This is a genomic window from Clostridium sp. L2-50, from assembly GCF_000154245.1.
Taxonomy (GTDB): domain Bacteria; phylum Bacillota; class Clostridia; order Lachnospirales; family Lachnospiraceae; genus Coprococcus.
The window spans coordinates 15946-30560 of the sequence record NZ_DS480330.1; the positions used below are offsets into that span (position 1 = coordinate 15946).

Sequence of the window (14615 nt, forward strand, 5' to 3'; positions counted from 1 at the left end):
CTGATCCTGTCTCCCGGTTTTTACCGGTTCAGACAGCTTCTATCTCTTAGTATAATTTATCGATTACTTCGTCATCAATTTTGTAGCAGTGTTCTTCTGCCGGAAATGTTCCATCGTCAATCTCTGCTATATAAGTCTTTACTGCTTCACGAATCATGTCTCCTGCATTTGCAAAATGCTTTACAAACTTCGGCTTAAAATCACTGAACATGCCAAGCATATCGTAAATTACAAGAACCTGTCCGTTGCATCCTGCTCCTGCTCCGATTCCGATCGTAGGAATGTTGATGCTCTCTGTTACAAGCTTTGCAAGCTTTGCAGGGACACACTCCAGTACCAGTAAAAACGCACCTGCTTCTTCTACTGCCTTGGCATCCTCGATCAGCTTCTTAGCTGCTGCTTCTGTCTTACCCTGAACCTTAAAGCCACCGAAAGTATTGATTGACTGCGGAGTCAGTCCCAGATGTGCAACAACAGGGATTCCTGCTGATACGATTGCTTTAATCTGTGGGCAGACTTCTTTACCACCTTCTAACTTTACAGCTCCGGCTCTGCCTTCCTTCATCAGACGGCCTGCATTTACGACTGCGTCATATACACTGGTCTGATAGGACATAAATGGAAGATCGGTTACAACCAGTGCATTCTTGGCTCCTCTTGCAACGGCTGCGCTATGATGGATCATGTCTTCTACGGTTACGGAGATCGTATCCTCATATCCAAGGATTACATTTCCGAGGGAATCACCGACAAGGATCGTGTTGACTCCTGCTTCGTCCAATAATCTTGCTGTCGTATAATCATACGCTGTCAGCATAGAAATCTTATGCCCGGAATTCTTCATCTGCATAATTGATGTTGTTGTGTTCTTCATACGTCTTATTCTCCTATTCTGAAATCATTTCGTACTTTGTTCATTTCAAAATCCTGTTTTGTTATATCTGCCGGCTTGCCTGTCATAGCCCATCCGGCATTGCAGCATTTTCGTCTTTTACTCCTGCTTTGATAGAATATTCTTCATCTCTGAATAATCACGGTCAGGATATTTCTGTTCTGCCAGAGTAACTACAGCTCTTGATACACCGGTATAAATATATTTCTCATTTTTTTCAAGAACATTCAGATGTTTCTTTACTGTCGTTGTGTCATTTCTCTCAATCGGTCCGGTCAGCCCTGCCACCGGTCCATCTTCTGCTATATGCGATGCATTTCCCATAAATAATGGAACAAGCGCACGTTCTGCCTGTTTATTTTCAAATCCGCAGTCTTCCAGTAATGAAACTGCCGATCCGTACAGACCATTTACCAGATTACTGGCAAATACTGCTGCAGCATGATATTTTGTTTTATTTTCTGTTGAGAGAAGTACACAGTCATTTCCTAAAAGACGAATAAAGCGGCAAATTTCATTTCCCCACTCTTCATCACCTTCTACTGTAAAAAAACATTTCTGCATTTCCCTGTAGGATTTTGTCTTTGAACTGATTGCATACATAGGATGAATCGAATAACCAAAGGCTCCTGCCTCTGTTACACCTGAAAAAATATTAGATGTCATAGCACCACTACAATGACAGATCAGTTTGCCCTTGATATCAAAGGCTTTTATACTGTCCCACACTGCTTCTATTCTTCCATCCGGAACGGTAAGCATCAGGACATCGCTTGCACAAACGATCTTCTTCAGATCATCAAACACTGCGGTATCGGTAAATGCTGCAGCTTCTTTTGCGCTCTCCACCTGTCTGCTGTAATATCCGGATACGGTTACTGTCTCCGGAAGATTCTTTTGTATCTTTTCTTTTTTCAAATTCTGCTCAAGATACTTTCCAAGTGTAAAGCCTACTTTGCCTGCACCGATAAATCCAATCCTCATATGATCACCTGCTATCGCCTGTTCTATCTGTGGTGTAAATCAGGTATAGTTTCTTTCGAATACCATCCGCCCTTTACAATACCATTTACAAGGTAAAAAGTAAAGCAGGAGAACCTGAATTTATCATCATTTTTTCTCCTGCTTTTCTTCTGTTTTCACTCTATGCAGATCACATATCTACATATGAAATCATCATTTTATATGACCTGCAACTGATTAATTATATTTTGCTATTACTTCTGCATTTGCCTTCATAGCTGCAGCTTCCATGGACTCACGTTCTGCTAAAAGTTTCTTTCTTACTTCTGCATTGCTATTTCCAATGATCTGAAGTGCCAGGTATGCTGCATTCTTGCTTCCGTTGATCGCTACTGTTGCTACAGGGATACCGGATGGCATCTGAACGATAGAAAGAAGTGCATCCATTCCATCTAATACTGAACCGGAAATCGGTACACCGATAACCGGAATAACTGTCTGGCTTGCTACAACACCCGGAAGTGCTGCTGCCATACCTGCTGCAGTAATGATAACCTGTGTTCCATTATTATTTGCTTCTTCAATAAACTCTGAAAGTCCTGCATGTGCTCTGTGTGCAGACAGGCATCTTACATCAACAGCTACTCCATAATCTTTTAAAATGCCAATTGCCGGCTCAACCTTAGGCAGGTCACTTGTTGATCCCATAATGATCGCTACTCTCATGTTTTTATCCTTCTTTCTTCCTTTTTGTATTTTAATATCCCTGTGTTCTGCATGAATCTGCATCACACAATGGTATACTATTTACTGTTCAGATACTGATCGATAATCTCACTTGCACCTTCATAATCCATCGCATCTACCGTCATCCTTAACGCATTTAAGAATTCTATGTCAGCATCGCTATATTCATATTTTTCTATCTCGATAAATATCTCTTTAACAGACTTGATATCCGCATCCCGTAAGAAGCTACGCATATCCTTCAGCTGTCCACGATCAACAGAATCTTTCATTATCTTTTCCTGTGATTCTTCTGGATTGATCTTATCAAGATAAAGTCCGATATCCTTAAATAATCGTCTCAACATTGACACAAATTCATGCGTATTCTCTTTTGCATACTGCATATTTCCTATATTAATTGCCGATTCAAGATTGGCCGCTTTACGTTCGATGCTGTATGCGCCGATATTACCACTGCTGCTCTTAATATCATGAATGATATTCCGATATTTTCTGACATCATCGTCGATATATTCTTCCAGTCTGTCCGCATCCTGTTCATAATCTTCCTTAAACGCCATAATAAATCGGTTAAATGTATCAAAATTGCCACCAAGCATCTTCAATGCATTTTCTACAACAATACTGTTCTCCAGAATATAAACATCATCCTTAAATCTGGATTCACTGATATATTGTCTGATATTGCTTGTCTTTTCTTTGATCTTCTCCTCCGGCAGGAATAACCGGAACACCCGTTCAATTCCATCCATTTCAAGGGGTTTTACCAGAACATCACTGAATCCCTCTTTAACAATCTCATCCCTGTTGCTCTCTACATTATTCTCTGAAAGCGCAACAATCGGAACTCTCTTATACTCTTCTCCATCCAGGCCTCTGATCTCACGAACAGTATCTGCTCCATCCATAACAGGCATCACGGTATCAATAAATATCATGTCATATGGTGTCACCATTACCTTATCGATTGCCTCAAAGCCCGATAATGCCGTATCACAGACCAACTCATATGATTCAAATATAACTTTCTGGATTCCCAGACTGACCTCAGAATCATCTACAAGAAGTATACGTACATCCGGCAGCCAGATTCTGGAACTCGAGTTACGGAAGGCCAACTCTTTTCGCTTGCTAACATTATAATTTACATAGCTGTAATCAAATACCTGCTGTATGATCGAGAACCGGATCGTCGTTCCTGCTCCATATGTGCTGTCAACCTCAGGAGTTCCACCCATACTCTCAATCAACTGTCGCGCGATCGCAAGCCCGATACTGACATCAAAATTACCGATATCTGTTCTGTCGTAAGAATCATCCAGATCAAAAAAGCTGTCCAAACGTTCTTCCTTTACACCCGTGCCTGTATCCGATATCTCTATATCCAGATATATACTGTCTTCTTTCTCGCATTCCTCAGGCGGAATCGTACGCCAGTCAACCGAAATACTTATACTTCCCTCTTTCGTCGTCTTAGCCGCCCTTTGATATAGATTAAGCAATATCTCTTTTATCTTTGAACAGTCACCAATCAGTCCATTTGGAATATCATCCTCAATACTTACTTTTATACTTACAAGCTCTCGATTGATCATCTCTTTAAATTGTATTGCCAGTTCTTCGATCACATCAGAAACTGCATATTCCTTTTCAACCAGATCAATTGTTCCATCCTGAAGATTTGATAGTCTGGAAATACCATCAATAATTCCAAGTATCTCATAACCGGAACCATAAACCGTTGATAATTGCTTTAGCTCTTCTTCATTTTGAGAATCTACATTACGGAGCAGCATCTCACTGATTGCAAGAATGGAATTCAACGGAACACGGATCTCACGGCTCAGATAATTAACATAATCATTCTTTGCCCGATTTGATTTCTCTGCTTGCTCATTCTTTTTACTTAATTCTTCTACCTGTTTATTTTTTCTGCCAAGTAATATGAAAATATATCTGGCAACCACTATGATCGTAATACAGGTCAGAATCACAAATAAAGCGATCAGAACCTTTGAAAATGATGTTTCCCAGAATTTCAATTCTTTTACGATTGAGAAAGACAGCGGTTCTTTACAGGCTATACCATCTGAATTCTCGGCCGTCAGGACAAAAGTATAGTCCCCGCCTTCCAGATTTGTATACTCCGCTTCAAGATAATCGGTCCCTGATAAGACACGATCCTTATCTTCAAAGCCTTCCAAATGATACTTTACCTGAATGTCTCCACGATTCACATAACTAAGAACCGAAAATTTCACAACGATACGGTTCGTATCTCCCGGAACGCGGATTTTACCATCCAGATCGGAAAATGCATATTCTTTATCATCAACCGTAACTGATGATATACGGACCTGTGGGGAAACCTCATTTGTATATATCTGATTCAGATCCAAAACACTGAGTCCCTGATCACAGCATACATATACTTTTCCAGTTGCTGATATATATTCTGTAGAATTATCCGAAATACCGGAAATCAACCCATCATTTTTTGTATAACTCTCACCTTCAGGCGCCGTTGAACTAAGCAGATCCCCCTCGTAATATTTCTGAATACCTCTGGATCCGAAGATCCATAAATTGCCGGATTCATCCATGATCAGATCTGCAATAGAATTTGATGAATCAATGGCACTAATCTGACGAATCACGCCCTCCTGATAGTACAGACCATTGTCTGTTCCGATCCAGATTCCATTACTGCCACCAACAATAGAAGAAACAATATTGGAATCCAGTCCGTCAGCTGCAGATAGTTTTCGAAGATTTGATTCTATGTCGATCGTATACAGACCGGAACCATTAGAACCTGCATACAGCGTTCCATCATCTCCCTGATACAGTGATATGATATCCGCATTTTCCATTCCGGAAAATCTGCCATAACTTGCTGCCACTTTACCATTACTGAGTATAGTAATACCATTCTCTGTACCGACTGCCATGCTTCCATCTTTCAGTTCAATTATACAGTTAACGGCATTACTGGTAAGAAGCGCTTCACTCTTATTATATACTTTATATTTACCTCTCGGATTAACCTTGATTACACCATAGAGACGATAAGAACATATCCATAAATTGTTTCTGGAATCCACACAAAAATCACGGATACTTTTGCCGGAAAGCATGGTCACCAGATCTGATTCTCTGTCCAATGTCCCATCTGCATTAATGATGTCCAGACCATCATCTGTACCAACATACAATCTCCCCTGATATTCTGTCACACAGTTTACAATGGATTCATTCATGCCATATTTCAGTGTCGCATTCTGGAATTTGCTTCGACCGAGAAACAGTAGTCCTTTTCGATAAGAGGTCATCCAATAATTACCTTCAAAGTCTACCAGAATATCACTCATCGATTCATTAAACGCAAGCCCGGTCACATATTGTATACCGCCGTCCTGATTTATGTAACCTATACCATCATCCGCAAGCACCCAGAATCTGTCTCCATATAAGCCAAGCTTATTGATACCACTGAGGGCAGCTGTTGAAATCAGGGTAAAATTTTTATTCGTCGTTAAACGAACAATCGTATGCCCAACCGTACCAATATAGCGATTTCCATCCGAATCCACATACAGGCTGTTCAGATCTTCTTCAGTATATGCCGCCTTATTTGTCTTACTGACGATCTCATTATTTTTAATATTGACAATCGTATCACTGTTTACTATCGCATACACATAAGATTTGTATCCGCCGATTGCAGTCACATCCGGATATACGATATCTTCATCAGCAACTAATGTCATATCTCCGTCTGAATAATAATAAATACCCGAAGATGTTGCCAGCCATATCTTACCCTCTTCATCTTCATACATACTATGGATCGTTGTTATCTCTGCATCGGATGGATTTGTTACACGAAAAAATTTGCCTTTATCATAGACAAACAAGCCATAATTTTCTGTTCCAACATATAACTCACCGGAAGATGTTGATAAAATACTGTTTACAGAATAAGCATTGCTTCCTTCATCTTCACCAAGTGTAAATTTACGGAATTCACTTCCGTCATATCGATACAGACCACTATCCGTTCCAATCCATATATATCCACTGGAAGACTGGACTATACAATTCGCCTCACCGCTCTCAAATCCATCTTCTTCTGTATACTCTGTCTGACTGTAATCAGAGGTAAAATTCTCTCCGGCAGACACAACTAGCCGTGGTGAAAAAAGTATCATCACGGCTGCTGCTATTAAAATAATCATTCTGATTTTTGAATGTAACTGCTTCATAGTTTTCTTATGCACCTAATAAAAATGCTACATATCCTTTTTTAGTTTCGTAAATATCCGCTTTGGAGGTGATCTCCCATGGAGCATGCATGTTTAATACTGCCACACCACAGTCCACAACTTCCATTCCATATAATGATAAGATATAAGCGATCGTACCGCCACCGCCAACATCTACTTTACCAAGCTCTGCTGTCTGATAGTATACTCCTGCATCATCCATCACCTTACGGATAGCTGCGAGATATTCTGCATTTGCATCGTTGGAACCGGATTTGCCTCTTGCACCTGTAAACTTGTTAAATACCATACCTTCACCAAAGATAGCTGCATTCTTCTTGTCAAATGCACTTGCAAAGGTTGGATCATAGCCTGCAGATACGTCAGAGGATAACATTCTGGAGGATGCCAGACATCTTCTGAGTGCCAGTTCATTATAACAGCCCATCGCATTCATGATCTCAGCGACTGTATTCTCAAAGAAATGAGACTGCATTCCGGTTGCCCCCACGCTTCCGATCTCCTCTTTATCTGTCAACAGACAACAGGTCGTCTTTTCTACATCTTCTGCTTCCAACATCGCAACCATAGATGTATATGCACATACTCTGTCATCCTGTCCGTATGCCATGACCATACTCTCATCGATTCCACAGTTTCTTGCCTTTCCTGCCGGGACGATCTCAAGCTCTGCTGAAATGAAATCCTCTTCCTTCATTCCATATTTCTTCTTCAGAAGTGCAAGTACCTGTTCCTTTACTGCTTCTTTTTCTTTTCCCTTTAACGGCTTACTTGCAAATAAGATATCCAACTCTTCTCCTTCGATGACCTTATTTGCCTTTTTTTCCATCTGGGTACCGGCAAGATGGATCAGCAGATCGGTAACACAAAATACAGGATCATTCTTGTCTTCCCCAATGTTTACCTCTACAACTTCTCCGCCTGTCTTGGCAACTACACCATGGATAGCAAGTGGTAAAGTTACCCACTGATACTTCTTGATTCCACCATAATAATGCGTATCCAGATAAGCAAATCCCTCTTTCTCATATAATGGGATCTGTTTGATATCCATGCGTGGGGAATCAATATGTGCGCCAAGAATATTCATACCCTTTTCGATATTCTTCTTACCGATGTTAAATAGCGCTACGGTCTTATTCATCCATACCGCATATACCTTTGAACCTTTTGTCAGCTTCCTGCCTTCTTTGATTACATCCTGAATATCTTCATATCCGGCTTTTTTTACCTGTTTTACGATCTCTTTTACACATTCCCGCTCCGTTTTTCCTGCATCCAGAAATTCACGATAAGCTTTACATAATTTTTCCAGCTTTGCAAGTTCTTCCTTGTCATAACTGTTCCATGCATTTTTATCTTTCATTTTTATGCCTCCTAAACATATAAGTCATTGCTTATACTCTTTTTTATATATATAATGGCATTTCTGCGGATCCTGTATGTCACAAGTCCGAGAATTACCAGATAGATTGCAAAGATCATAAAAGAATCCATCCTTGTAAACTTAAATAAACAAAAACCGATTCCACATAGGATCATGGATACCAGAATTGCAATCGCCATATTAAAGAACGCATTCAAATTGCCTCTGAGCGCTCCGTATTCATCTTCCCAGTTTAATTTCGGATGTGTTGCGTCCAACCAAAGGCCGATATAAGTACAACACATAACCGACAATAACGCAATAATAATAAAATAAATTGCTGTTGGCACACTGATATGCATACAGACACATAATACGATAATCGTAATTATAACCGTAATTCCGCTATATACCAGACTGACACCTGCTTTGATCCCAATCTGTGTCCGATAGCTGACCGGTACATATTTGATAAAGCTGAAATGCTCTCCCTCTCTTGTAAATGAGGTTGATGCGATACTGTTCATTGCTGTTGCAAAGAAGGAAACGATCAGCACCAGCAATAATGCGATCAGATCGGATGCTACAAAACCTTTGGAAAGCAGATTCTCAAATGAAGTCATGAAGTTCTTTGTTGCAGGCAGAACAAACAATGCCACCGCAAGAAGCGGCCATATAATATTTACCATTACACAATATTTGCGATATGCCGGTGTCCGGTATAGTATCTTACATTCCTTCAGAAAATATGCTTTGTGAATACTTTTTTTCGCATATGCCGCATCAGAAACCACATCTTCTTTCTTCTCTGCTTTTCCGACAGATGAAACCAGATATACACCACGCAGATACAGCTTGCTTCCAAGAAAGAACAACAGTCCTGCCATAATCACATTTAGCAGAATGAACAGCAGGAAATATGCAATATTGTTCGTTTCAAGCGCTTTTAAGAATACAGGAACCGTAAAGAATATCTTTCCCATGATCACTGTAAACATATTATTATGATTCATCAGACCATCAATATAATTGTTAATATTGATGCTGTCCATCTGAATAAACGATAATAAAAAGAGTCCGAGGAAAATAACGGTTACCAGTCCTGTCATGACATCTACATTCCGAAACAGTTTTATCCGGCTTAAAAATGCCATACAAAGTAAAGCGAAAATACCGCAATATACAAGCGGAAGGATCGGAAGCAGTGCAACTCCGACCAATGCAGTCAGTGCAGATACCGGCTTAAATCCGGCAGCTATGAAGTAGCCTACAAAGCCACTGAATAAAACCATAAACTCCATAACACTCTCTGCGATATATGCATTTACAAATTTGGCTGCTACGATCTCACCCGGCTTTACCGGAAGTGGAAGCAGATGATCCAGATCCGATGAAAAAAACAGTACATTAAACAGTACCATCACCGAAAAGATCATGCCAAATACGGACATCAACTGTATGATCAGCTCTACACCTTCGGTCATTCCTCCGGCTTCTATCAGTGCTTCTGTCATAATATATACAATAAATCCAACGACCAGACAACAGGGAACCATGATACAGAACATCGCAAGTGAACCAAGTGTCTTATATACCTTCGCTTTTTCTCCGGTGTCCGGCATCGTCATCTCTGTATCCTTTGCCATTACTCTGGTCAAATACAAAAAATTCTTCATAAGCACTCTATTCCTCATGTGTCATTTCTATAAATATATCTTCCAGTGACTTATTCTTATGTGCGGCAACCAGATCATCCAGCGTTCCCTGATAGATATCATGACCTTTCTTGATCATGATGATATTATCACACAATTTCTCTGCAACTTCCAGAACATGCGTTGAGAAAAATACGCAGTTACCTTCATCCGCATGCTCCCGCATCATCTTCTTTAATTCATATGCCGCATTCGGATCCAATCCGGTCATCGGTTCATCTAAGATCCAGACCGGTGGTTTATGTACTAATGCGCCTATTACCATCATTTTCTGGCGCATACCATGCGAATAGCTGACCATTTGTTTATTTAAGCTGTCTTCCATACCAAAACGCCCAGCCATTTCCTCTAACCGCTTCTTACGGTCAGTCTCTGATACACCATAAATATCTGCAATGAAATTCACATATTCCAGTCCTGTCAACCGTAAAAAGATATCAGGATTATCTGCAATATATCCGATCGACTGTTTTGCCTCAAGTGGATCTTTCCGGATATCATGACCATTGATCTGAACTCTGCCCTCTGTCGGATTTAATATGCCTGTCAGCATCTTGATCGTTGTCGTCTTCCCCGCACCATTCTGCCCTACGAATCCGACGATCTCACCTTTCTTAATATGAAAGCTTAAATTGTTTACGGACACAAAATCTTTACCGTAAATTTTCTTTAAGTTATTGGCTATTATCATTCTTTATCTTCTCCCGGTTCTTATCTGTCACACCATCGTTTCTATCTGGTCTGTCATTTATCAAAATACTTCTTTCCATTTGGTTTTAATTATACCAAGCACCTAATCTCTTTACAATATAAATATACCAAAGGCAGCCTGAAAATACTCTGCATAGTAACAGGCTGCCATCTTCTTTAAATGATTGTCCGTGGACATTTTACTGTTTATAAGTTGATACTGTCATCAAAATGAAAGGCATAGATGATCTTCTCTGTTACCATTCTTCCGGTAAGCTGATGTATCGTCTTTGCATACATATCAAGCTGCACATGATAACGGCTGACCAGATCCGATATCTGATCCACCCGATCTGTCTTGTAGTCCATTAAAACCACCTGATCTCCTTCCAGAAAATAGGCATCGATCACTCCCTGAACCACGACCATATCCTTGCTGTCTTTATACTCAGGTGATATATCTTCCGGCTTCATGCCGATATAAAACTGCTGCTCCCGGTATAAGGTATGGTTCTTCTGTGCTTCTGCCATACGGATTCCTAGCGGACTGTTGACCATGTTATAAATCTTATCTGCACGGACATGCTCTCTGTACCGTTCTTCCAGATATCCATGATCAAAAAATGACCGGATCTGCTCTCTGATCTCATCCATGCTGTTTCTTGTAAAATCAATAAGCTCCATGATCTTATGGATCACAGTACCCATCTCATTTCCTTTTACAGGCTCCTCCTTCATGCGGGAATGAAGCACCGGTATTGTAAGCTCTGCTTCTGTCACAGGCGGCTGATACAGGTCAGATCCCGGATTCTCCTCTCCGCGGTGTGCCAGTCGTTTGATCTCTGTAACGGACATCTTATTTTTTACTGCCTGCTCTGTTTTATACGGGTAGGTATAATCTAAAAGTTCCTTATACTTTTCATATAACTGACGATCTTCCTGTGCAATCATGCTCTTAGATTTATTCTCTGTTTCATTCTCTGTCTGTACAGCATTTTCTTCTGACATATCTGTTTTTGTTCCGGCAAGTATCTGATTCTGATAGCCGGTCTTTGCAAGTACCCAGGTTGCATAAGTATCCTTTCTGCATACAATATCTTCTGATACGATATGCATAGATAACGCCGATAAGATCCAGTCCATAAAACAGCCGGCTTCCATTCTGGTGATATATGGAAGCTCCATCCGCATCTGTCCGGACGCTTCAATAAGAAAATCAGTCTGCAGCGGATAATCAAAGACTGCCTTTTCCGCTCCGGGGTCTTTTACCGCCGCTGTCATATATAACTTCTCTTTTGCTCTTGACAGGGCAACATATAAGATACGGATCTCCTCCGCCAGCTTCTCTGCATTCATGACACTGAGCATGGCCGCTCTTGCAAATGTTTTCTTCTTCGCACGGTTCTTCCGGTCGATCGCATAACCTGCCAGATAGCTGTCTGCATTTACCGTCACCGGAGATAAGGCATCCAGATTCGAAAAACGATTTGCCAGTCCACTGACAAATACAACCGGAAATTCCAGTCCCTTGCTCTTATGCATCGTCATCATCACAACAGAATCGTCATCATCTCCAAGCACCGACGCTTCTGCAAAATCCAGATCATTCGTCTTCAGCCGGTCCATGTAACGCAGGAAATTAAACAGTCCACGAAAACTGCTGTCCTCATAGGTATCCGCTTTCTGGATCAGCATATCGATATTTGCCTGTCTTCGTTTTCCCGACTGCATCGCGCCAACAAACCAATAATATCCGGTCTGCTCCAATATCGAATGAAGCAGTTCACTGATACTCATATAGTTTTTATCTGCCTTCCAGCTATCCAGCATACGAAGAAACTGTCGAAGCTCCTCTGAAGCTTCTGAGTCCGGCTTTTCTGCATAATAACAGACCTTCTGATAAAAACTTGCCGTCCGCGCCAGATTCTTCTCATGATCCTTGAAGTCCCGATCATAGATACCTACAATCTCTGCAAGCTCCTGTTCCTTTACACCTGCAAGCGGTGAACGAAGGACTGCTGCAAGTGCATAATCCTGATGGGAATTATCGATCACCGCTAGCATATCAAGCAGGGTACTGATCTCGATCGCATCAAAATATCCACTCTCGCTCTCTACAAATAATGGAATCCCACGCTCCGCAAATGCTTCCTCAAAGGCTTTTGCATTCTTCTTCACACTTCGCATCAATACCGCAATATCCCGGTAAGAAACCCTTCTGGTCTCTCCGTTATCTCCATCCGGAATATAAAGTGGTTTATCACCCTTCACTAACTCATAGATCTCATCTGCGATCATCCGTGCCTCTATATCCACATTTGTTAACGACCGTATCTCTTCCGGCTGGGATTTCTCCGAATCTGCGCAATCATTCCTTACGATCAGGATCTCGGATCCATACCCCATATTATTCTTGTCTTGTCTTCCGATATGCAGCTTTGCCGATTCATCATAATCGATCCCGCCCAGATTCTCTGACATCAACGGTTCAAAGATCTGGTTGATCGTATCAATCACCTTTCCTGCACTTCGGAAATTATTCGAAAGCAGGATCTTCTGATCTTCTGCATCTTCCCGGTCAGAATATGTATTATATTTATTCAGGAACAGATCCGGTCTTGCCATACGAAAACGGTAGATACTCTGCTTGATATCCCCCACCATAAACATATTCTTCCGATCTTCTCCGTGACCTGTCACACAATTTAAGATATCTTCCTGTAAAAAGTTGCTGTCCTGATATTCATCGATCAGGATCTCACGATACCGTCTGGCAACCGTCTTTCCTGCTTCCGATGGAATCACACAGCCATTCTCATCCGTTCCTGCACACAGGATGTCATAGGCAAATTCTGAAATATCACGGAATTCATACAAATTCCTGTCGAGCTTTTCTTCCTTTAACCGCTCCATATAGGAACGTGTCAGGGATAATAAAGCTGACAATGGTCCTTTCATCATCGCACATTCTGAAAGTATGACACCTGTCGGACGGAACAATGCCATCATGTCCTTTACACTCCCACGATAGGTCTGCATAGTCGTCTTTACATACTGCTGTTTCTCCGGATCACAGGCTGCGATACGCTTCAGATTGGAAAATTTGGAAACCCGTTTATATGCCTCATCCATATCCTCGGCCTGTCTCAGATTCCGCAGTAATTCCAGATCCAAGCGTATAATAGGATCATAACCTGCAGGACCATCTGCTTCACCTGCAATCTCTAAGCACTGTTCTGCCTGACCGATCGCTGAATCAAGCGTGTCTGCTACGATCTGCATATAATCCCGATACCATTTTAAGGTATACAGTTCTTCCTTTGTTGATACTTCAAGTGCTGTTTCTGCTTCATTTATCCAACGTTCCGGCTTCGGATAACCGGAAGCAACCCGGTAGATCTGATAGACCAGCTCCCGGATCTTCTCATCCGATTCTTTTCTCGCAAAGCTGTCTACCAGTCCGATAAATTCATCGGATGCTTCCTGATATTTCTGTTCTAATACTTCATCCAATATATCATTCTTGATCAGATCCATCTCTGCATTATCTGCTATATCAAAAGAGGAATCGATCCCGATCATCTGAAAATAGTCTTTTACGATTCCAAGGCAGAAGCTGTCGATCGTCATAATATCTGCCCGTGGCAGCAGGGATAACTGCTTAACGATATGCTCATCCTCCGGATGATCTTCGGCTGCCTGCTCAAGCTTATCGGCAATCTTCTCTTTCATCTGGGCAGCCGCAGCTCTGGTAAATGTTACAACCAGAACCTCATCAATATCGATTTTCTCCTCTGCCTTATTGCCATCCGCATCAACTCCCATGACCATCTCAAGAATCCGTTCTACAAGGACAGCCGTCTTACCGGAGCCTGCCGCAGCAGATACCAGAAGATTACCATGTCTGGAATTAATGACTGATTTCTGTTCATCTGTCCATGAAATACCCATCT

General features: G+C 41.3%; 8 protein-coding genes. All 8 read right to left on the bottom strand.

Going from position 1 to position 14615, the window contains the following annotated elements; translation table 11 throughout:
* Window positions 1-46: 46 nt before the first annotated feature.
* Window positions 47-874, bottom strand: a complete 828-nt coding sequence (gene panB, locus CLOL250_RS13100) for a 3-methyl-2-oxobutanoate hydroxymethyltransferase (protein WP_008403077.1) — start codon at window positions 872-874, stop codon at window positions 47-49.
* A gap of 117 nt (window positions 875-991) precedes the next feature.
* Window positions 992-1903, bottom strand: coding sequence for a Rossmann-like and DUF2520 domain-containing protein (locus tag CLOL250_RS13105; RefSeq protein WP_444190914.1), 912 nt, complete (start codon window positions 1901-1903; stop codon window positions 992-994).
* Between the two features lie 189 nt (window positions 1904-2092).
* Window positions 2093-2644, bottom strand: coding sequence for a 5-(carboxyamino)imidazole ribonucleotide mutase (gene purE, locus CLOL250_RS13110; protein WP_008403080.1), 552 nt, complete (start codon window positions 2642-2644; stop codon window positions 2093-2095).
* A gap of 14 nt (window positions 2645-2658) precedes the next feature.
* A complete protein-coding gene (locus tag CLOL250_RS13115) occupies window positions 2659-6843 on the bottom strand; it encodes a response regulator (RefSeq protein WP_274922295.1) in 4185 nt (1394 codons plus the stop codon).
* A gap of 34 nt (window positions 6844-6877) precedes the next feature.
* Window positions 6878-8257, bottom strand: a complete 1380-nt coding sequence (locus CLOL250_RS13120) for an aminopeptidase (RefSeq protein ID WP_008403082.1) — start codon at window positions 8255-8257, stop codon at window positions 6878-6880.
* 11 nt (window positions 8258-8268) lie between these two features.
* The gene (locus CLOL250_RS13125) at window positions 8269-9933 is read right to left on the bottom strand and encodes a hypothetical protein (protein WP_044946288.1); all 1665 of its coding nucleotides are present in this window, start codon (window positions 9931-9933) and stop codon (window positions 8269-8271) included.
* 7 nt (window positions 9934-9940) lie between these two features.
* Window positions 9941-10663 carry an ABC transporter ATP-binding protein gene (locus CLOL250_RS13130; protein WP_008403084.1) on the bottom strand — a complete coding sequence of 241 codons (723 nt, stop codon included), beginning with the start codon at window positions 10661-10663 and terminating at the stop codon, window positions 9941-9943.
* A gap of 206 nt (window positions 10664-10869) precedes the next feature.
* Window positions 10870-14613, bottom strand: a complete 3744-nt coding sequence (gene addA / locus CLOL250_RS13135) for a helicase-exonuclease AddAB subunit AddA (protein ID WP_008403085.1) — start codon at window positions 14611-14613, stop codon at window positions 10870-10872.
* Window positions 14614-14615: the final 2 nt, after the last annotated feature.